The sequence below is a fragment of the Variovorax paradoxus genome (assembly GCA_016806145.1).
Taxonomy (GTDB): Bacteria; Pseudomonadota; Gammaproteobacteria; order Burkholderiales; family Burkholderiaceae_C; genus Variovorax.
Genome location: CP063166.1, coordinates 3,633,627 through 3,654,568 on the forward strand (window position 1 = coordinate 3,633,627; position 20,942 = coordinate 3,654,568).

The window sequence follows — 20,942 nt, forward strand, 5'->3', positions numbered from 1 at the left end:
GATCCGATGGCTATGCGGCGGCCTTCATCGCGCGCCAGACCGCGAGCGCGGCGACCGTGTCGCGCACATCGTGCACGCGCACGATGGCAGCACCATGATCGACCGCGAGCACGGCGGCGGCCACGCTGGGCACCATGCGCAGCGCGGCCTGCTCGATGCCGGTGACGGCGCCGATCGAGGACTTGCGCGACCAGCCCAGCAGCAGCGGATGGCCCGCGCCGAGCAGCTCGCGCTGCCGGGCCAGCAGCGCGAAATTCTGCGCCACGGTCTTGCCGAAGCCGATGCCGGGGTCGAGCGCGATGCGTTCGGGCGCGATGCCGAGCGCGCCCAGGGCGTCGAGCTGCTCGCGCCAGAAGTCCAGCACCTGCGGCACGACCTCGCCGTCCATCGGCGCGGCCTGCATGGTCTGCGGATCGCGGTGCATGTGCATCAGGCAGATGCCGCACGAGGGATGCGCTGCGACCGCCTCGCGCGCGCCCGGCTGGCGCAGCGCCCAAATGTCGTTGACGATGTCCGCGCCGAGGTCGAGCACCGCGCGCATGACCTCGGGCTTGTAGGTGTCGATGGAGAGCGGCACGCCGAGCTTCACCGCCTCGCGCACCACCGGCAGCACGCGCGCCAGCTCGGCTTCGAGCGGCACGGCCGGACTGCCGGGCCGGGTGGATTCGCCGCCGATGTCGAGGATGTCGGCGCCCTCCTCCAGCAACTGCTCACAGTAGCGCAGCGCGGCCGCGGTGGAGGCATGGGCGCCGCCGTCGGAGAAGGAGTCGGGCGTGACGTTCACGATGCCCATCACGCGCGGCTGCGCGAGGTCGATCGAGAAGCGGGCGGTCTGCCAGGAGGACATGGCGAGGTGCGTCGTCATGCGGCCGCGAGGGCCCGAACATGGAAAACGGGGCCTGAGGCCCCGTTGCTGTTTGATGCCAGACGCACTTCTCAGGCGGCGGTCGGCGAAGGTTCCGGATTCACGGCAGGCGTGCCGCCGTTGCCGCCACCGTTGCTGCCCGAAGGGGGCGTGCGCGGCGTCCAGTCCTTGGGCGGGCGCGGCTCCTTGCCGGCCATGATGTCGTCGAGCTGCTCGGAGTCGATGGTTTCCCATTCGAGCAAGGCCTTGGCCATGGCGTGCATCTTGTCGCTGTTCTCTTCGATCAGGCGACGCGCCAGCGCGTACTGGTCGTCGATGATGCGGCGCACTTCGGAGTCGACCTTTTCCATGGTCTGCTCGCTCATGTTGGTGGTCTTGGTCACCGAGCGGCCCAGGAACACTTCGCCTTCGTTCTCGGCGTAGACCATCGGGCCGAGCGCATCGCTCATGCCGTACTTCATGACCATGTCGCGCGCCAGGTTCGTGGCACGTTCGAAGTCGTTGCTCGCGCCGGTGGTCATCTGGTGCATGAACACTTCCTCGGCGATGCGGCCGCCGAACAGCATGCTGATCTGGTTCAGCATGTACTCGCGGTCGTAGCTGTAGCGGTCCTGCGCCGGCAGGCTCATGGTCACGCCGAGGGCGCGGCCGCGCGGAATGATCGTGACCTTGTGGACCGGGTCGCACTTGGGCAGCAGCTTGCCGATGAGGGCGTGGCCGGACTCGTGGTAGGCCGTGTTGCGGCGCTCTTCCTCGGGCATGACCATGCTCTTGCGCTCGGGGCCCATGAAGATCTTGTCCTTGGCCTTCTCGAAGTCCTGCATCTCGACCACGCGCGCATTGCGGCGGGCGGCCATCAGGGCGGCTTCGTTGCAGAGATTGGCCAGATCGGCACCCGACATGCCGGGCGTGCCGCGCGCGATCACGCTCGGGTTCACGTCCTGGCCCAGCGGGACCTTGCGCATGTGCACGCCGAGGATCTGTTCGCGGCCGCGGATGTCCGGCAGCGTGACGTAGACCTGGCGGTCGAAGCGGCCCGGGCGCAGCAGCGCGGCATCGAGGATGTCGGGACGGTTGGTCGCGGCCACGACGATCACGCCGAGGTTGGTTTCGAAGCCGTCCATCTCGACCAGCATCTGGTTGAGGGTCTGCTCGCGTTCGTCGTTGCCGCCGCCGAGGCCGGCACCGCGCTGACGACCCACCGCGTCGATTTCGTCGATGAAGATGATGCAGGGCGCGTTCTTCTTGGCGTTCTCGAACATGTCGCGCACGCGGGCCGCGCCCACGCCGACGAACATTTCGACGAAGTCGGAACCCGAGATCGAGAAGAACGGGACCTTGGCTTCGCCGGCGATCGACTTGGCCAGCAGGGTCTTGCCGGTACCGGGCGGGCCGACCAGCAGCAGGCCACGCGGAATGCGGCCGCCGAGTTTCTGGAAGCGCTGCGGGTCCTTGAGGAAGTCGACGACTTCGCGCACCTCTTCCTTGGCCTCGTCGCAACCCGCGACGTCGGCGAAGGTGACGGTGTTGTTGTTCTCGTCCATCATGCGCGCCTTGCTCTTGCCGAAGCTGAAGGCACCGCCCTTGCCGCCGCCCTGCATCTGTCGCATGAAGTAGACCCACACGCCGATCAGCAGCAGCATCGGACCCCAGCTGACCAGCAAGGTCATGAGCAGGGAGCCCTCTTCGCGCGGCTTGACGTCGAACTTGACGTTGTTGGCGATCAGGTCGCCGACCAGGCCGCGGTCGAGGTAGGTGGCCGTGGTGCGGATCTTGCGGTCGTCGTTGGTGATCGCGACGATCTCGCTGCCGCCCTGGCCTTCCTGGATCGTGGCGCTCTTGATGCGGTTGCCACGAACTTCCTCGAGGAAGTCCGAATAACCGATATTGCCTGCACCGGCGGCGCCGCGGGTGTCGAACTGCTTGAACACAGTGAACAACACCATCGCGATGACAAGCCAGACGGCAACCTTGGAAAACCACTGATTGTTCAAACGAAGCTCCAGTCGAAAGCGCGTGACGGGAAGATGAAAATACGCGCTTGGGTACGCAGTTGCGCCCCATTTTAGGCTTTTCAAGCTGCGAAAAGCTCGGATTTCCCTAAAGCAGCCATAGCCTGACAAGGGTTTGGGGGGTTTTCGGTATCAACGCGTATCAGACGCCGGTTTTCAGGCCGATCCCGACCATGAAGGTCTCGGACGAACGGTCGCGCGAAGCCTTGGGCTTGAACGGCTTCACGGTGCGGAAATGGGCCTTGAAGAGCTTCACGAGCTGGTCGTAGCCGCTGCCGTGGAACAGCTTGGCCACCAGCGCCCCCTCGGGCTTGAGGTGGTGCTGCGAGAAATCGATGGCCAGCTCGATCAGGTGGGCGATCCGCGCCGCGTCGGCCGACTCGATGCCCGAGAGATTGGGCGCCATGTCCGAGACCACCACGTCGGCCTTGCGGCCGCCCAGCGCCTCGGTGAGCTGCGCCAGCACGCTGTCCTCGCGGAAGTCGCCCTGCAGGAAGTTCACGCCCTCGATCGGCTCCATCGGCAGGATGTCGATCGCGACGATGGTGCCCTCGAGCGCGCCCGTGGCGGCGCCGCCCGGCGACATGCGCCGGCGCACGTACTGGCTCCAGGCGCCGGGGGCCGACCCGAGGTCGACGACCAACTGGCCGGGCTTGACGAGGTTCAGCGCCTCGTCGATTTCCTTGAGCTTGTAGGCCGCGCGGGCACGGTAGCCCTCCTTCGTGGCCAGTTTCACGTAGGGATCGTTGATGTGGTCGTGCAACCACGCCTTGTTGACTTTCTTGGGCTTCGCCTTGGTGCTCATGGATTGGCCTGGGTGCCGGGCCCCGGTTTCTTCGGGGGCCGGCGGTTCGGCTCGTGGAGGTGCTGATCTACGTCCGATAATACGGGGATGCCCGCCATTCAACTTACCCCTGCCGAGCGCAAGGTGCACCGCGCCGAAGCTCACCACCTGGATCCGATCGTCATGGTCGGTGGCGACGGGCTCACCCCTGCCGTGAAGAAAGAGGCCGATGCGGCCCTCAAGGCCCACGGCCTCATCAAGGTGCGCGTCTTCTCCGACGACCGCGCCGCGCGCGAAGCAATGCTGCAGGAGCTGGCCGACGAGCTCGATGCCGCCCCGATCCAGCACATCGGCAAGCTGCTGGTGCTGTGGCGTCCGAAGCCCGAGAAAGAACGCGTCGTCGACGAGGACCGCATGCCCGGCCCGCGCGACGTGAAGATCGTCAAGTACAGCAAGCGCGGCGGCCAGCGCCCCGAGATCAAGACCCTGCGCGTGCTCGGCAACCAGCGCCTCACGCCCGGCGGCACGATCAAGCGCGCCAAGGCCAAGCGGCCGCTGTCGGCCAAGAAGCGCAACCAGGCGGACTGAGTTTGGCGCCAGCACAGGGCGCCGTGCGCCATATCCTCTGCATGAAGTGGGGCACCAAGTACGGCCCCGAGTACGTCAATCGCCTCTACGCCATGGTGCGCCGCCACCTGAGCGGCGATTTCCGCTTCGTCTGCCTGACCGACGACGGCCAGGGCGTGCGGCCCGAAGTCACCTGCCTGCCGATCCCGCCGCTGAACCTGCACCTGGCGCCGGGCCAGCGCGACGGCGCCTGGAAGAAGCTGACGACCTTCGAGGCCGACCTGCACGGGCTGCGCGGAACCGCCCTCTTCCTCGATCTCGACGTGGTGATCGTCGGCAGCCTCGACGCCTTCTTCGAGCACCCCGGCGACTTCCTCATCATCCGCGACTACGACCGCTTCTGGCGGCGCGGCCGCATCACCGGCAATTCGTCGGTCTACCGCTTCGAGCTCGGCGCGCACGCCGACGTACTCGGCTACTTCCGCGACCATCTCGACGAGGTGCAGGCCCGTTACCGCAACGAGCAAACCTACCTGTCCGACGTGCTGCACAAGCAGGGCAAGCTGGCCTACTGGCCCGACGGCTGGTGCCCGAGCTTCAAGTACCACGGCATCCCGGCCTGGCCCTCCAACTACTGGAAGGCGCCGTTCGTGCCGCGGGACGCGCGGATCATGGTGTTTCACGGCGAGGTCAACCCGCCCGATGCGCTGGCAGGCCGGCGCAACCGGCGCTTTCGCTACATCCGCCCGGCGCACTGGGTCGCCGAGCACTGGACCGAGTAGGTCCTCCCGGACTTCAGCGCGGCCGCTGGCCGCCGCTCATGCGCCAGAGCAGCACGCTGGTACACAGCCACTGCACCAGGTACATCCCGCTGCCCACCGAGTGCCAGAGCTTGAGGTTGTCGCGCGCCACGATGCGCGGCGCCACGGCGTACTGCTGCAACAGCGCGAGCAGCATGGCGGCCAGCACCAGGAACAGGGCCGTCAGCACCGGCGGGGTCATGCCGTCGTCGGCCTTGGCGCGGAAATGGATCAGCAGGATCAGTCCGCACAGCAGCGCGATCCAGCTCTGGGCCTCGAACAGTTGCGCCGCGAAGTTGCCCGCCACCGAGGGATTGCCGAGCCGCGCGAACAGCATCGGCACGACGAGAAAGCCGATGGTCGTGAGGCTGCCCCACCAGAGGGCGGCCAGCATCAGCGCGACACGGTCTTTCATCGCAGCGCCGCTCAGAGGTAGCTGACCGCCACGATCTCGTAGCGCTTGAGGCCACCGGGCGTCTGCACCTCGACGCTGTCGCCCTCCTCCTTGCCAATGAGCGCGCGCGCGATCGGGCTCGACACGTTGATCAGGCCCTGCTTCAGGTCGGCCTCGTCCTCGCCCACGATCTGGTACTTGACCGGATCGCCGCTGTCCTCTTCCTCGAGCTCGACCGTGGAGGCGAACACCACCTTGCCGCCGGCATCGAGCTCGGTCGGGTCGATCACCTGCGCGGCCGAGAGCTTGCCCTCGATCTCGAGGATGCGGCCCTCGATGAAGCCCTGGCGGTCCTTGGCGACTTCGTACTCGGCGTTTTCGCTGATGTCGCCCTGGGCGCGTGCCTCGGCGATCGCATTGATGATCGCGGGCCGCTCCACCGTCTTGAGGCGGCGCAGTTCGTCGCGCAGCTTCTCCGCGCCGCGTTTGGTGATGGGAATGGTTGTCGCCATATATCGTTCTCCATAAAGCGAAACCGCCGAACGCTGCCGTTCGGCGGTCGATGGGGGAAGGCTCTCAAACGAGAGTTCGTCCGGTCAGCCGGCTCAGGATGGCGAGCGGGCTCGAAGCGGGATTGTATTGCTTCGCCGCGTCCAGGTGCAGGGTCTGCTCGAGCATGTACTGCCCGGCCATCACCGCGTGCGAGGTCTGGTCGGAGAAGCACACCCAGACCGAGCCGGGCGGGAACTCGGCGTTCTCCTGCGGCGAGGTCTTCTGGTAGTCGAGGTCCGACTTCATGCCGTCGTGCAGCTGCAGCATCAGGTGGTCGTACTCGCTGCGGAAGGACTTGGTCACGTGCAGCGCCTGCAGCAGCCTGGCCTGCCAGCGCGCATAGGGCTTGGCGCGCGGCAGGAAGCGGCGCGCGATGTCCTCGAAGGGCTCGCCCACGCGCCACACGCGCGGCGCGCCGTCGGGATTGACGTTGGTGAACACGCGCAGGATGCGCTCGCCGTAGTTGGGCCGCGAAGGGAAGGCATCGACGTGCAGCCGCCGGTCGTCGGCGCGCCACGACTGCACGCGCGTCTCGACCTGCGCCGGGCGGTAGCTGGTGGGCGCGAGCCGCAGCGCGGGCACGTAGTGCGGCAGCAGCCCGTGGATCAGCTGCTGCGCCTGCGCCCGAAAGCGCCCGACCATGCCGGCCGCGAGTTGCTGCACCGCCTCGTCGCCCACGGCGCCCTTGAGCCTGCCGTTGGCGTCGAGGCTGATGTTGCGCACGTCGGGCGACAGCAGCGCGGGCGTGAGCAGCGCGCGTTCCTGCGGCAGCAGCTCGAAGCCCAGCCGCGGGAAGTACAGCACCTTGCCGGCCTCGAGCGCGGCGATCCACGCCTCGTTGGGCGTGGCCGCGCTCCAGTCGTTCAGCGCCAGTTCGACGAGCTGCGTTTCCATCGCGAGGCTCAGGCCGCGGCCAGCTGCGCGTGCATCTCCTGCACCGAGATCACGTCGAGATCGTCCATGTAGCGCATGCCTTCGACCGCGGCTTCGGCGCCGAAGATCGTGGTGAAGGTGGTCACGCGCGCCAGCAGCGCCGAGGTGCGGATCTGGCGCGAGTCGGTGATCGCGTTGCGGCGCTCCTCGACCGTGTTGATGACCAGCGCGATCTCGTTGTTCTTGATCATGTCCACGATGTGCGGGCGGCCTTCGGTCACCTTGTTCACCGTCGCGCACTCGATGCCCGCGGCATTGATGGCCGCGGCCGTGCCCTTGGTCGCGATCAGCACGAAGCCCAGCTGCGCCAGGCCGCGAGCGACCTCGACCGCGCGCGTCTTGTCGTTGTTCTTCACCGAGATGAAGGCCTTGCCCGACTTCGGCAGGAGCGTGCCGGCGCCGAGCTGCGACTTCACGAAGGCCTCGCCGAAGGTCTTGCCCACGCCCATCACCTCGCCGGTCGACTTCATCTCGGGGCCGAGGATGGTGTCCACGCCCGGGAACTTGACGAACGGGAACACGGCCTCCTTCACGCTGAAGTACGGCGGCGTGACTTCCTTCGTCACGCCCTGCGACGCGAGCGACTGGCCCGCCATGCAGCGGGCCGCCACCTTGGCGAGCTGGATGCCGGTGGCCTTGCTGACGTAGGGCACGGTGCGCGAGGCGCGCGGATTGACTTCGAGCACGTAGATCGTGTCCTTGCCGTCCTTCTGCTGGATCGCGAACTGCACGTTCATCAGGCCGACCACGTTCAGCGCCTTGGCCATCGCGGCGCTCTGGCGCTTGAGCTCGGCCACGGTCTCGGCCGACAGGCTGTAGGGCGGCAGCGAGCAGGCGGAGTCGCCCGAGTGCACGCCGGCCTGCTCGATGTGCTCCATCACGCCGCCGATCAGGGTCTGGCCCTCGGCGTCGCGCAGGCAGTCGACGTCGCATTCGACGGCGTCGTTGAGGAAGCGGTCGAGCAGCACCGGCGAGTCGTTGCTGACCTTGACCGCCTCGCGCATGTAGCGCTCGAGGTCGCGCTGCTCGTGCACGATCTCCATCGCGCGCCCGCCGAGCACGTAGCTCGGGCGCACCACCAGCGGGTAGCCGAGTGCCGCTGCCTTCTCGAGGGCTTCGGCTTCGGTGCGCGCGGTGGCGTTCGGCGGCTGCAGCAGCTGCAGTTCATGCAGCAGCTTCTGGAAGCGCTCGCGGTCTTCGGCCGCGTCGATCATGTCGGGCGAGGTGCCGATGATCGGCACGCCGTTGGCCTCGAGGTCGAGCGCGAGCTTCAGTGGCGTCTGGCCGCCGTACTGCACGATCACGCCGACCGGCTTTTCCTTGTCGACGATCTCGAGCACGTCCTCGAGCGTCAGCGGCTCGAAGTACAGGCGGTCCGAGGTGTCGTAGTCGGTCGACACGGTCTCGGGATTGCAGTTGACCATGATGGTCTCGTAGCCGTCCTCGCGCATCGCGAGCGCGGCATGCACGCAGCAATAGTCGAACTCGATGCCCTGGCCGATGCGGTTGGGACCGCCGCCGAGCACCATGATCTTCTTCTTGTCCGACGGATCGGCCTCGCACTCGTCCTCGTAGGTCGAGTACATGTAGGCGGTGTCGGTCGAGAACTCGGCCGCGCAGGTGTCCACGCGCTTGTAGACCGGGCGCACGCCCAGGGCGCGGCGCTTCTCGCGGATGGCCGTGTCCGTGGTCTTCAGCTGCTTGGCGAGCCGGCGATCGGAGAAGCCCTTCTTCTTCAGCGCGAGCAGCGTGTCCTTGTCGATGTCGTCGAGCGACTTGGTCTCGAGCTCGAGCTCGATCTTCACGATCTCCTCGATCTGCACCAGGAACCACGGGTCGATCTTGGTCAGCGCGAACACCTCGTCCACGCTCAGGCCCTGCGCGAAAGCATCGCCCACGTACCAGATGCGCTCGGGGCCGGGCTCGCCGAGCTCCTTCTCGAGCACCTCGCGGTCCTGCGTCTTCTCGTTCATGCCGTCGACGCCGACCTCGAGACCGCGCAGCGCCTTCTGGAACGATTCCTGGAAGGTGCGGCCCATGGCCATCACCTCGCCCACCGACTTCATCTGCGTGGTGAGGCGCGAATCGGCCTGCGGGAACTTCTCGAACGCGAAGCGCGGGATCTTGGTGACCACGTAGTCGATCGAGGGCTCGAACGAGGCCGGCGTGGCGCCGCCGGTGATCTCGTTGCGCAGCTCGTCGAGCGTGTAGCCCACGGCCAGCTTGGCCGCGACCTTGGCGATCGGGAAGCCGGTGGCCTTCGAGGCCAGCGCCGACGAACGCGACACGCGCGGGTTCATCTCGATCACGACCATGCGGCCGTCCTTCGGATTGATCGAGAACTGCACGTTCGAGCCGCCGGTGTCGACGCCGATCTCGCGCAGCACGGCCAGCGAGGCGTTGCGCAGGATCTGGTATTCCTTGTCGGACAGCGTCTGCGCGGGCGCCACGGTGATCGAGTCGCCGGTGTGCACGCCCATCGGGTCGAGGTTCTCGATCGAGCAGACGATGATGCAGTTGTCGGCCTTGTCGCGCACGACCTCCATCTCGTACTCCTTCCAGCCGAGCAGCGATTCCTCGATCAGCAGCTCGTTGGTCGGCGAGGCCTCGAGGCCGCGCTTGCAGATGGTCTCGAACTCCTCCGAGTTGTAGGCGATGCCGCCGCCGGTGCCGCCGAGCGTGAAGCTCGGGCGGATCACGGTCGGGAAGCCCACGCTCTTCTGCACCGCCCAGGCCTCGTCCATCGAGTGCGCGATGCCCGAGCGCGCCGAGCCCAGGCCGATCTTGGTCATCGCGTCCTTGAACTTCAGGCGGTCCTCGGCCTTGTCGATGGCCTCGGGCGTGGCGCCGATCAGCTCGACCGGCTTGCCGGTGGCCGCGCCCTGGTACTTGTCGAGCACGCCGTGGTGCCAGAGGTCGAGCGCGCAGTTCAGCGCGGTCTGGCCGCCCATGGTCGGCAGGATCGCGTCGGGACGCTCCTTGGCGATGATCTTCTCGACCGTCTGCCAGGTGATCGGCTCGATGTAGGTGACGTCGGCCGTGGCCGGGTCGGTCATGATCGTCGCGGGGTTGCTGTTGATCAGGATGACCTTGTAGCCTTCCTCGCGCAGCGCCTTGCAGGCCTGCACGCCGGAGTAGTCGAACTCGCAGGCCTGGCCGATGATGATCGGGCCGGCGCCGATGATGAGGATCGATTTGAGGTCTGTGCGCTTAGGCATTCTCTTTCTCCGTCTTTTCCGTATTGTTCTTTTCCATGAGTGCCGTGAAGCGGTCGAACAGGTAGCCGATGTCGTGCGGGCCGGGCGAGGCTTCGGGGTGGCCCTGGAAGCAGAACGCCGGCTTGTCGGTGCGCGCCAGGCCCTGCAGCGTGTTGTCGAACAGGCTCACGTGGGTGGGACGCAGGTTCGCCGGCAGCGACTTCTCGTCGACCGCGAAACCGTGGTTCTGGCTCGTGATGCTGACGCGGCCGCTGTCGAGGTCCTTGACCGGGTGGTTCGCGCCGTGGTGGCCGAACTTCATCTTGAAGGTCTTCGCGCCCGAGGCCAGCGCCATGATCTGGTGGCCCAGGCAGATGCCGAAGGTCGGGATGCCGGTCTCGATCAGCTCCTTGACGGCGCTGATCGCGTAGTCGCAGGGCTCCGGGTCGCCGGGACCGTTGGCCAGGAAGATGCCGTCGGGCTTGAGCTTGAGCACGTCGGCCGCGGGCGTCTGCGCCGGCACCACGGTGATGCGCGCGCCGCGCTGGGCGATCATGCGCAGGATGTTCTTCTTGACGCCGTAGTCGAAGGCCACGACGTGGAAGCGCGGCGTGATCTGCACGCCGTAGCCCGAACCCAGCTTCCACTCGGTCTCGGTCCACTCGTAGGTCTGCTTGACCGACACGACCTTCGCCAGGTCGAGGCCGGCCATGCTCGGCGCGGCCTTGGCGGCGGCGATCGCCTTGTCGATCAGCGCCTGGGTGACCGCTTCCCCTTCGGCCAGTCCCAGGATGCAGCCGTTCTGCGCGCCGTGCGTGCGCAGGTGGCGGGTCAGCTTGCGGGTGTCGATGTTGGCGATGGCCACCGTCTTGCCCTCCACCAGGTACTGCGACAGCGTCGCGGTATGGCGGAAGTTGGAGGCGATCTGCGGCAGGTCACGGATGATGAGGCCCGCGGCATGGATCTTGTCGGCCTCGATGTCCTCGGGATTGACGCCGTAGTTGCCGATGTGCGGATACGTGAGCGTCACGATCTGCTGGCAGTAGCTCGGGTCGGTGAGGATTTCCTGGTAGCCGGTCATCGCGGTGTTGAACACCACTTCGCCGACGGTGGAGCCGGTGGCTCCGATCGAGTTGCCTTGAAAGACCGTGCCGTCTGCGAGCGCCAGGATGGCGGGCGGGAAACTTCCCTTGAGAGACAAAAGCACTGGGTTCTCCGGATGGTTACGGTCGCCCGGCGTCCCGGGCTTCGAAGCCTTGGGACTGCTGCTTAAGGGGAAGATGGCGTGGAATGCGGCCGGGCGACGCTGATTTGCGAGTAAGCCCCCGATTGTAGCCCGGCGGCCGCGGCCTCTCGCCTCGTGGGGCATGAAGATTCGCTAGCGCGTACACCAGCCATGCGTCAATGGCATGAACCCGGCGGCAACTGAGAATGTTTCTTATCTTTTGAGGGTGGCCGCGCCGCTCGCATGCAGGCAGATGGCAGCGGCCGAGGCCACGTTGAGCGACTCCTCGCCCCCGGGCTGCGCAATGCGGATGTGGTGCGTGGCCCGCGCCTCGAGCACGGCCGACACGCCCTGCCCTTCGTGGCCCAGCAACCAGGCGCAGGGATGCGGCAGCTTCGCCGCGTGCAGCCAGTCGCCGCGGTGCGAGCTGGTGGCGACCAGCGGCACCGCCAGCGCCTCGAGCGCCTCGGCATCGACGCCCTCGATCAGCCGCAGGCCGAAATGGGCTCCCATGCCCGCGCGCAGCACCTTGGGCGACCAGAGCGCCGCCGTGCCCTTGAGCGCGATCACCTGCTGGAAGCCGAAAGCCGCGGCGCTGCGCAGCACCGAACCGACGTTGCCGGCGTCCTGCAGCCGGTCGAGCACCACGGTCGGCGCCTCGGGCAGCACCGCGGGCCGCTCGGGCAGCTCGAGCAGGAAACCCATGGGCGCCGGCGATTCCAGAGCGCTCGCCGCCTTCAGCAATTCGTCGTCGACGAGCACGGTCTTGGCGGCATCGCGCGACCATTCGGCGGGCGCCTGCGGCCAGAACGACAGCGAGAACACGGCCACCGCCGGCGTCACGCCGCGCGCCAGCGCGGCGCGGCACAGGTGGTCGCCCTCGAGCCAGATGCGGCCCAGCTTGCGGTAGGCGCCCGGGTCCTGCGCCAGCTTGCGCAGGTCCTTGAGCAATGGGTTGTCGCGCGAGCTGATGCGGCTTGGGCCGGCGGGCGTGGTCATCGGATCAGGGCGCCGGGCGCAATTCGATGGCCACGACCTGGGTCTGCACCGCAACCGCGGTGAGCGTGGATTCGACCTGGACCACCGGCACCGTCGGCGTCATGCGCGCCAGCGCGGCCGCCACCGGGCTGAACGAACGCCGGTGGTGCACGCAGGCGCCATGCTGCAGCAGGGCCTCGAGATGCTCGGGCGTGCCGTAGCCCTTGTGGCCCGCGAAGCCGTAGTGCGGAAACTCCTGGTGCAGCTGCTCGCAGAGCCGATCGCGGTGCACCTTGGCCAGGATCGACGCGGCAGAGATCGCCTTCACGCGCGCGTCGCCCTTGACGATGGCCTCGGCCAGCACGTCGAGCTGCGGCAGCCGGTTGCCGTCCACCAGCACCTTGGCCGGCTTCAGGCGCAGGCCCTCGACCGCGCGGCGCATCGCCAGCATGGTCGCCTGCAGGATGTTGTGGGTGTCGATCTCCTCCACGCTGGCCTGCGCGATCGAGCAGCACAGCGCCTTGGCCATGATCTGGTCGTGCAGCCGCTCGCGCTGCAGCGCGGTCAGGGTCTTGGAGTCGGCCAGGCCGCGGATCGGGCGCTCGTCGTCGAGGATCACGGCCGCGGCGACCACCGGCCCGGCCAGCGGACCGCGTCCCGCCTCGTCCACGCCCGCCAGCAGGCCGGGCGCGTCCCAGGCCAGGGGCGCCTGTTCAGCCTTCAAGAACTTTCTGGATCGCATCGGCGCACAGTGTCGGCGTATCGCGCTGCAGTTGCACGTGGAGTTCGGCGAAACGCGCCTCGAGCGCGCGCACCCGCTCGGGGGCATCGAGCCATTCGAGCGTGGCCTGGGCCAGCGCCTCGGGCGACGCGGCTTCCTGCAGCAATTCGGGCACCACGAAGTCGCGGCACAGGATGTTAGGCAGCCCGACCCACGGCTGGAGCTGCTTGCGCTGCATCATCCGCCACGAGAGGCTGTTCATGTTGTAGGCGATGACCATCGGCCGCTTGAACAGCGCCGCCTCGAGCGTGGCGGTGCCGCTGGCGATCAGCGTGACGTCGCACGCGGACAGCGCGGCATGCGACTGGCCGTCGAGCAGCGTCACCGCGTCGCCCAGGCCGCTGGCCTTCAAGAGCGCCTCGACCTCGGCGCGCAGCCCCGGCAGGATCGGCGCCACGAAGCGCAGCGCGGGCCGCGCCTTGCGCATCAGCGCGGCGGCCTCGAAGAAACGGGCCGCCAGGTAGCGAACCTCGGAGCGCCTGCTGCCCGGCAGCAGCGCCACCACCTGGGCGTCGGGCGCGAGGCCCAGCGAGGCGCGCACCGCCGCGCGGTCGACCGTCATGGGAATCACGTTGGCCAGCGGATGCCCGACATAGCTCGCCTGCACGCCCTGCGAGGCCAGCAGCTCGGGCTCGAACGGGAAGATGCACAGCACGTGGTCGGCCGCGGCGCGGATCTTCTCGATGCGCTCGGGCCGCCAGGCCCAGATCGACGGGCAGACGAAGTGCACCGTCTTCATGCCGCGGCCACGCAGGCCGGCCTCGAGGTCGAGGTTGAAATCGGGCGCGTCGACGCCGATGAAGAGTTCGGGCCATTCGCGCAGCAGCCGCGCCTTGAGCTGGCGCCGGATGCCCGCGATCTCGGCGTAGTGGCGCAGCACCTCGATGTAGCCGCGCACCGCGAGCTTTTCCTGCGGCCACCAGCTCTCGAAACCGTGCGCCAGCATGCGCGGGCCGCCGATGCCGGCGGTCTGCAGGCCAGGCCAGCGCGCGGTGAGGCCGTCGAGCAGCAGCCCGGCCAGCAGGTCGCCGGATGCTTCGCCGGCGACCAGCGCGAAGCGTCGCTGCCCGTTGGATGTCATTGCTGGAAACTCAGCGCGCGATGCCGCGCGTGGAGGTGGCGAGGAAGCCGTCCATCAGCGCCACGTCGGCGGCCGCATCGGGCGTTTCGGCGGCCAGCGCGGCAATGCCGGCACGCGCCTCCTCGAGCGTCTTGCCCTGGCGGTACAGCAGCTTGTGCATGTCGCGGATGGCGGCGATGCGCCCGGCCGAGAAGTCGCGCCGGCGCAGGCCGACCAGGTTCACGCCGCGCACCGTGAGCGGGGTGCCGTCGACCACCATGTAGGGCGGCACGTCCATCGCGATATGGCTGCCGAAACCGATCATCGAATGCGCGCCGACGCGCATGCGCTGCAGGATGCCCACCAGGCCGCCGACCGTGACCCAGTCGCCGATCTGGACATGGCCGGCCAGCGTGGTGTTGTTGGCCATCGTGATCTGGTTGCCGAGCTGGCAGTCGTGCGCGATGTGCACGTAGGCCATGATCCAGTTGTCGTCGCCGATGCGGGTGACGCCCGCGTCCTGCACCGTGCCGACATTGAAGGTGCAGAACTCGCGCACCGTGTTGCGGTCGCCGATCGTGAGCTCGGTCGGCTCCCCCGCGTGCTTCTTGTCCTGCGGCACCGCACCCAGCGACGAGAACTGGAAGATGCGGTTGTCGCGCCCGATGGTCGTGTGACCTTCGATCACGCAGTGCGAGCCGATGACCGTTCCCGCACCGATACGCACATGCGGACCGATCACGGTATAGGGACCGACCGCGACCGACGGGTCGAGCTCGGCCTTGGGATCGACGATGGCCGTCGGATGAACCTGCGTCATGCGCCGATCGTCAGGCGTTGATCTGGCGCATCGCGCACATCAGGGAGGCTTCGCAGGCCAGCTCGCTGCCCACCAGCGCCCGGCCCTTGAACTTCGAGATGCCGGCCTTCATGCGCTCGATCTCGACCTCCAGCGTGAGCTGGTCGCCCGGCTCCACGGGGCGCTTGAAGCGCGCGCCGTCGATCGCGGCGAAGTAGTAGACGGTGTTGTCGTCGGGCACGATGTCGAGCGAACGAAACGACAGCAGCGCCGCGGCCTGCGCCATGGCTTCGAGCATCAGCACGCCGGGCATCACCGGGCGATGCGGGAAGTGGCCGTTGAAAAACGGCTCGTTCATGGTCACGTTCTTGAGCGCCGTGATGCGCTTGCCCTTCTCCATGTCCAGCACGCGGTCGACCAGCAGAAAAGGATAGCGGTGCGGCAGCAGCTTGAGGATTTGATGGATGTCGAGCGTCGTCGTCATGGTGGTCTTCTGTTCCTGCATCGTCGTCATTGTTGGGGGGGAGCCTTCTCCAGCGCCTTCAGTCGTTCGCGCAGGCTGTGCAACTGCTTGAGCGTTGCGGCGTTCTTTTCCCAGGTCGCATTGTCATCGATGGGGAACATGCCGGTGTACTGGCCGGCCTTGCGGATGGAGCGTGTCACCACGGTGGCGGCGGACACGTGGACGCCGTCGGCCACGCTCAGGTGGCCCAGCACGATGGCACCGCCGCCGAAGGTGCAGTTGGCGCCGATGGTCGCGCTGCCGGCCACGCCGACGCAGCCCGCCATCGCGGTGTTGCGGCCCACGCGCACGTTGTGGCCGATCTGGATCAGGTTGTCGAGCTTCACGCCGTCCTCGAGCACGGTGTCGTCGAGCGCGCCGCGGTCGATGCAGGTGTTGGCGCCGATCTCGACGTCGTTGCCGATGCGCACCGCGCCCAGCTGCTCGATCTTGACCCAGCCCTCCTTGCTCGGCGCGAGGCCGAAGCCGTCGGCACCGACAACCACGCCCGGATGCAGCAGGCAGCGCTCGCCGATCGTGCAGTCCTCGCTCACGGTGACGCGCGACTTCAGCACCGTGCCGGCACCGATGCGCGCCCCGCGCTCGACCACGCACAGCGCGCCGATGCGGGCCGTGGGATCGACCCGCGCCTCGGGATGGACGACGGCCGAGGGATGGATGCGCTCGGCCTCGGGCCGCGCATGGCTCGCCTTCCACAGCTGCGTGAGCCGTGCGAAATAGAGGTAGGGATCGGGCGCGACGATGTAGGCGCCGCGCGCGGCGGCCGCCTCGCTCATCGCGGGCGACACGATCACGCAGGCGGCCTTGGAGGCCGCGAGTTCCTGCTGGTACTTGGGATGGCTCAGGAAGCTGAGCGCATCGGGCTGTGCATTCTGGAGCGGGGACAGGCGCTCGATGGACAGCGTCGCATCGCCATGAAGCTCGCCCCCGAGGGCGTCAACGATGGCTCCTAGCTGCAGTGCCACGCCGGTACGCGGCGTTACTTGCCGCCCGTGGGCGAGGAAGCGGACGAGGGCGTGCTCACCGAGGCGTTGAGCGCCTTGATCACCTTGTCGGTGATGTCGTGCTTCGGATTGATGTAGATCGCTTCCTGCAGGATCGCGTCGTACTTCTCGGCTTCGGCGACCTGCTTGACCACGCGATTGGCACGGTCGTAGACCTGCTGCAGCTCTTCGTTCTTGCGCGCGTTGAGGTCTTCCTGGAACTCGCGGCGGCGACGCTGGAAGTCGCGGTCCTGCTCGATCAGCGTGCGCTGGCGCGCGGCACGCTGGCTCTCGGGCAGGGTCACGGCCTCGCGCTCGAACTTCTCGGACGCGGCCTTCAGGGCATCGCCCTGCGCGGTCAGGTCCTTTTCGCGCTTGAGGAACTCGGCCTCGAGCTTGGCCTGCGCCGTCTTCGCGGGCTGCGCCTCGCGCAGCACGCGATCGGGATTGACGAAGCCGATACGAAATGTTTCCTGCGCCTGCGCCCATGCGGGCGCCGCGAGCCATGCCATCGCGGGAATCAGCAACGCGCCTGCCGTGGCGCGAATCAAATGCGTCATTAGAAAGAGGTTCCGATCTGGAATTGCAGGCGCTGGATTCTATCCTTCGGGATCAGGATCAGGCCCGTGTTCGGGTCCTGCACTTCCTTCTGCTGGCGCACCGGAACGGCATAGGCGATCCGCAGCGGGCCGAGCGGGGAGATCCAGCTGATGCCGAGACCGACCGAGGCGCGGATCTTCTTCGAAGCCTTCCACTGTTCGTCGGTGAGGCCGGCCGAGCGCGAGCCGAACACGTTGCCGGCGTCGAAGAAGCCGTACAGGCGCAGCGTGCGGTCGTTGCCGGCGCCGGGGAACGGCGTGCTGAGTTCGGCGTTGAAGATGGCCTTCCTGGTGCCGCCGAGCGCGGCGCCTTCGGTCTGGCCGAGCAGCGGCTGGTCGCGCGGACCGAGCGAGTTCTGCTCGAAGCCGCGCACCGAGCCCAGGCCACCGGCGTAGAAGTTCTTGAAGATCGGATAGACCTTGCCGCCGAACGCCTTGCCGTAGCCGACTTCGGAGTTGATCGCGAAGGTGTACTGCTTGTTGATCGGGAAGAACTGCTGGTACTGGTAGTTGGTCTTGAAGTACCGCATGTCGCCGCCGACACCGATCTCGAGGTTGGCGCGCTGCAGCCGACCCTTGGTCGGGACCAGTGCGCTGTCGCGGTCGTCGCGCGCCCAGCCCACGGTCAGCGGGATGCCCCACACGCTGTCGTTCGAGCAGCCGTCGATCACGTCGAAGTTGAGGCCCGGCACCAGGCTCGGGATCGGACGCGTCGTGCAACCGAAGTAGCTGCGGTAGGAGTTCGGGGTCAGGAACGCGTAGGTGTTCTTGGCATTGAACGCATAGCGCTCCACGCCGATGCCGAAGAACACCGTGTCGAGTTCGCTGAACGGCACGCCGAAGCGGATCGACGCGCCCTGGTTGACCAGCTGGTAGTCGCCGTCGACGGCCGTGTTGTACGGGCGGGTCGTGTTGTGATAGACGCTGATCGTGCGCGAGATGCCGTCCTTGGTGAAGTACGGATCGGTGGTGGTCACCGAGATCGTGCGGTTCGACTTGCTGGTGTTGACCTGCAGGCCCAGATAGTTGCCCGAGCCGAACACATTTTCCTGCTGGATGCCGAAGGTCAGAGAGACGCGCTCGGCGCTCGAATAGCCGGCGCCCAGCTGCAGCGAACCGGTGGGCTTCTCGGCCACGGTGATCAGCAGGTCGACCTGGTCGGGCGAGCCCGGCAGTTCCTGGGTTTCGACGTTCACTTCGGTGAAGTAGCCCAGGCGGTCCACGCGGTCGCGCGAGAGCTTGATCTTGTCGCCGTCGTACCAGGAAGCCTCGTACTGGCGGAATTCGCGGCGGATCACTTCGTCGCGCGTGCGGGAGTTGCCGCCGACGTTCACACGGCGCACGTAGACGCGGCGCGAAGGCTCGGCCTGCAGCACCAGCGTCACGCGGTTGTTGACGCGGTCGATCTCGGGCTTGGCCTGCACGCGTGCGAAGGCGTAGCCGAAGGTGCCGAAGTAGTCGGTGAAGGCCTTGGTGGTCGCCGTGACCTGCTCGCCGTTGTAGGGCTCGCCGGGCTTGATCGTGACCAGGGTCTTGAATTCCTCGTCGCGGCCGAGGAAGTTGCCGTCGAGCTTGACGCCCGCGACGACGAACTTCTCGCCTTCCGTGATGTTGACCGTCACCGACAGGTCCTGGCGGTCGGGCGAGATCGCGACCTGCGTGGAGTCGACGCGGAACTCGAGGTAGCCGCGCGTGATGTAGTAGCTCTTGAGCGTCTCGAGGTCGGCATTGAGCTTGGCGCGCGAGTACTGGTTCGACTTGGTGTACCAGCTGAGCCAGCCGCCGCTGTCCTGGTCGAACAGGTCGAGCAGCGTGCTCTCGCTGAAGTCCTTGTTGCCGACGATGTGCACTTCGCGGATGCGCGCCGAGTCGCCTTCGGTGACCGTGAAGGTCAGGTTCACGCGGTTGCGCTCGATCGGCGTGACGGTGGTCACGACCTGCGCGTTGTAGAGGCTGCGGCTCACGTACTGGCGCTTGAGCTCCTGCTCGGCGCGGTCGGCCAGGGCCTTGTCGTAGGGCCGGCCTTCGGTCAGGCCGACCTCGCGCAGCGCCTTCTGCAGCGCCGCCTTGTCGAATTCCTTGGTGCCGACGAAATCGACGTCGGCGATGGTCGGGCGTTCCTCGACGATCACCACCAGCACATTGCCGTTGACGTCGATGCGCACGTCCTTGAACAACCCCAGATCGAACAGCGCGCGGATGGCGGCGGAACCGCGGTCGTCGCTGTAGGTGTCGCCCACGCGCAGCGGCAACGACGCGAAGATCGTTCCGGGCTCCACGCGTTGCAGGCCTTCCACGCGGATGTCGCGCACGGTGAAGGGCTCGACGGCCCAGGCTGCCGTGGCCGCCAGCGTGCTGGCCACCAGTGCGGCAACGCTACGCAGGCGAAAGCGACTGAAGTTTTTGTTCATCTGTGAATTGATCCGGCGCGGAAAGGGCCGGCAAGATAGTTAACCAAAGAGCCGCGATGTGTCGTTGAACAAGGCAATCGACATCATGACCAGGAGCAGGGCAACGCCACCGCGCTGAAGCCAGTCCATCCAGACGTCGGAGACGCTTTTACCGGTCAGGCCCTCCCAAAGATAATACATCAGGTGCCCCCCATCGAGGACCGGCAGCGGGAGCAGATTGAGCACGCCCAGGCTCACGCTGATGAGCGCGAGGAACACCAGGTACTGCGTAAGGCCGAGGCTGGCGGACTTGCCGGCGTAATCGGCAATGGTGATCGGGCCGCTGAGATTCTTGATCGAGGCCTGGCCGATGACCATCTTGGCCATCATGCGCACGGTCAGCGCCGACACCTCCCAGGTGCGGACCACGCCGCGCCAGACGCCGTCGACCGGACCCTGCCGCACGGTCACCATGTCGGGCGGCGCGCCCACGTAGGCGCCGATGCGGCCGACCTTCAGGCCGCCCTCCTCGCGCACCTCGGGGGTGACCTCGATCGTCTGCGCGCGGCCCTCGCGCTCGATCTGCCAGGGCAGCGCGAGCGCCTTACCGTCCTTGACCGAGGCGCGGATCGCCTCGCGCAGCTGCTGGCCGTCGACGATGGCGGTGTCGCCGATGGCGCGCACCAGGTCGCCGCGGCGCAGGCCCGAACGCTCGCCGGCGCCGCCGGCCATCACCTCGCCGATCTCGGGACGGGTCATGGGCGCCAGCACGCCGATCTTGCGGAACATCTGGGCATCGGCATCCTTGACCTCGATGCGGCTCAGCGGCAGCACGAGCGTGCGGGCCGGCTGGCCGCCCTGCCCCGCCACCTCGAGCGTGAGGTCGTGGCCGTCGAGCGCGCCACGGATCATGCGCCAGCGCAGGTCCTCGAAGGACTGGACCTCGGTCAGCTCGTCGCCCTCGAAGCCGGCGCGGGCGATGTGCTCGCCGCCGCGCAGCCCGGCCTGCTCGGCCAGCGAAGCCGCCACCGGCCGCGCCAGCGTCGCCACCGGCTCCTGCACGCCGATCCAGTTCACGACCGTGTAGAGCGCCACCGCCATCAGCAGGTTGGCGATCGGACCGGCCGCGACGATGGCCGCGCGCGAGCGCAGCGGCTGGGTATTGAAGGCACGATGGCGCTCTTCGGGCGCCACCGGGGCCTCGCGCTCGTCGAGCATCTGCACGTAGCCGCCGAAGGGAAACAGGCCGATGGCGAACTCGGTGTCCTGGCCCGGATGCTGGCGCCGCGGCTTCCACGCGTAGACCGGTTTGCTGACGCGCCAGAGGATGCGGCCGAGCAGCGAGGGGCTGTCGGGGCTGCCGAATGGCAGCGTGGCCACGCCGAAGCGCTTGACCTTGACGCCGCAGGCGACCGCGACCCGGTAGTGGCCGTACTCGTGGACGGTGATCAGCAGGCCGAGCGCGACGATGAATGCAACGAGGGTGAGCATCCGGAACCT

General features: G+C 67.5%; 19 protein-coding genes. 2 read left to right on the top strand and 17 right to left on the bottom strand.

Features of this window, described 5'->3' with window-relative positions:
• Positions 1-10: 10 nt before the first annotated feature.
• From folP to INQ48_17000, 3 genes are all read right to left on the bottom strand, one after another.
• The gene (gene folP / locus INQ48_16990) at positions 11-847 is read right to left on the bottom strand and encodes a dihydropteroate synthase (GenBank protein ID QRF60770.1); all 837 of its coding nucleotides are present in this window, start codon (positions 845-847) and stop codon (positions 11-13) included.
• Positions 848-936: 89 nt separating this feature from the next.
• A complete protein-coding gene (gene ftsH / locus INQ48_16995) occupies positions 937-2,859 on the bottom strand; it encodes an ATP-dependent zinc metalloprotease FtsH (protein QRF55123.1) in 1,923 nt (640 codons plus the stop codon).
• Positions 2,860-3,019: 160 nt separating this feature from the next.
• Entirely contained in the window at positions 3,020-3,682 is a 663-nt protein-coding gene (locus INQ48_17000; protein ID QRF55124.1) for an RlmE family RNA methyltransferase, read from the bottom strand.
• 87 nt (positions 3,683-3,769) lie between these two features.
• Between INQ48_17000 and INQ48_17005 the strand changes: the two genes are divergently transcribed.
• Together INQ48_17005 and INQ48_17010 are read left to right on the top strand one after the other, a co-directional pair.
• Entirely contained in the window at positions 3,770-4,249 is a 480-nt protein-coding gene (locus INQ48_17005; protein QRF55125.1) for a YhbY family RNA-binding protein, read from the top strand.
• Positions 4,250-4,251: 2 nt separating this feature from the next.
• A complete protein-coding gene (locus INQ48_17010; protein ID QRF55126.1) occupies positions 4,252-5,010 on the top strand; it encodes a glycosyltransferase in 759 nt (252 codons plus the stop codon).
• Positions 5,011-5,023: 13 nt separating this feature from the next.
• On the opposite strand, the gene INQ48_17015 is transcribed toward INQ48_17010, so the two are convergent.
• The 14 genes from INQ48_17015 to rseP all read right to left on the bottom strand — a co-directional run bounded on the left by INQ48_17015 (position 5,024) and on the right by rseP (position 20,933).
• Positions 5,024-5,443, bottom strand: coding sequence for a DUF4149 domain-containing protein (locus INQ48_17015; GenBank protein ID QRF55127.1), 420 nt, complete (start codon positions 5,441-5,443; stop codon positions 5,024-5,026).
• Between the two features lie 11 nt (positions 5,444-5,454).
• The gene (greA, locus tag INQ48_17020) at positions 5,455-5,934 is read right to left on the bottom strand and encodes a transcription elongation factor GreA (GenBank protein ID QRF55128.1); all 480 of its coding nucleotides are present in this window, start codon (positions 5,932-5,934) and stop codon (positions 5,455-5,457) included.
• Between the two features lie 64 nt (positions 5,935-5,998).
• Positions 5,999-6,868 (bottom strand): Kdo hydroxylase family protein, encoded by an 870-nt coding sequence (locus tag INQ48_17025; GenBank protein ID QRF55129.1) that lies wholly within the window; start codon positions 6,866-6,868, stop codon positions 5,999-6,001.
• A gap of 8 nt (positions 6,869-6,876) precedes the next feature.
• Positions 6,877-10,125, bottom strand: a complete 3,249-nt coding sequence (gene carB / locus INQ48_17030; GenBank protein ID QRF55130.1) for a carbamoyl-phosphate synthase large subunit — start codon at positions 10,123-10,125, stop codon at positions 6,877-6,879.
• On the bottom strand, positions 10,118-11,311 hold the full coding sequence (carA, locus tag INQ48_17035) for a glutamine-hydrolyzing carbamoyl-phosphate synthase small subunit (protein QRF55131.1): 1,194 nt from the start codon (positions 11,309-11,311) through the stop codon (positions 10,118-10,120). Before carA ends, carB begins: the two co-directional genes overlap by 8 nt.
• A gap of 231 nt (positions 11,312-11,542) precedes the next feature.
• Complete coding sequence (locus INQ48_17040) at positions 11,543-12,328, bottom strand: RNA methyltransferase (protein QRF55132.1); 786 nt, start codon at positions 12,326-12,328, stop codon at positions 11,543-11,545.
• A 4-nt stretch (positions 12,329-12,332) separates the two neighbouring features.
• On the bottom strand, positions 12,333-13,049 hold the full coding sequence (rnhB, locus tag INQ48_17045) for a ribonuclease HII (protein QRF55133.1): 717 nt from the start codon (positions 13,047-13,049) through the stop codon (positions 12,333-12,335).
• On the bottom strand, positions 13,021-14,169 hold the full coding sequence (gene lpxB / locus INQ48_17050) for a lipid-A-disaccharide synthase (protein QRF55134.1): 1,149 nt from the start codon (positions 14,167-14,169) through the stop codon (positions 13,021-13,023). Before lpxB ends, rnhB begins: the two co-directional genes overlap by 29 nt.
• Positions 14,170-14,179: 10 nt before the next feature.
• On the bottom strand, positions 14,180-14,968 hold the full coding sequence (gene lpxA, locus INQ48_17055) for an acyl-ACP--UDP-N-acetylglucosamine O-acyltransferase (protein ID QRF55135.1): 789 nt from the start codon (positions 14,966-14,968) through the stop codon (positions 14,180-14,182).
• A gap of 10 nt (positions 14,969-14,978) precedes the next feature.
• A complete protein-coding gene (gene fabZ, locus INQ48_17060; GenBank protein ID QRF55136.1) occupies positions 14,979-15,461 on the bottom strand; it encodes a 3-hydroxyacyl-ACP dehydratase FabZ in 483 nt (160 codons plus the stop codon).
• Entirely contained in the window at positions 15,458-16,435 is a 978-nt protein-coding gene (gene lpxD / locus INQ48_17065) for a UDP-3-O-(3-hydroxymyristoyl)glucosamine N-acyltransferase (protein ID QRF55137.1), read from the bottom strand. Before lpxD ends, fabZ begins: the two co-directional genes overlap by 4 nt.
• A 14-nt stretch (positions 16,436-16,449) precedes the next feature.
• On the bottom strand, positions 16,450-17,013 hold the full coding sequence (locus tag INQ48_17070; GenBank protein QRF55138.1) for an OmpH family outer membrane protein: 564 nt from the start codon (positions 17,011-17,013) through the stop codon (positions 16,450-16,452).
• The gene (bamA, locus tag INQ48_17075) at positions 17,013-19,463 is read right to left on the bottom strand and encodes an outer membrane protein assembly factor BamA (protein QRF55139.1); all 2,451 of its coding nucleotides are present in this window, start codon (positions 19,461-19,463) and stop codon (positions 17,013-17,015) included. The genes INQ48_17070 and bamA overlap by 1 nt, the downstream gene beginning before the upstream one ends.
• Positions 19,464-19,502: 39 nt before the next feature.
• Complete coding sequence (rseP, locus tag INQ48_17080; GenBank protein QRF55140.1) at positions 19,503-20,933, bottom strand: RIP metalloprotease RseP; 1,431 nt, start codon at positions 20,931-20,933, stop codon at positions 19,503-19,505.
• Positions 20,934-20,942 lie beyond the last annotated feature (9 nt).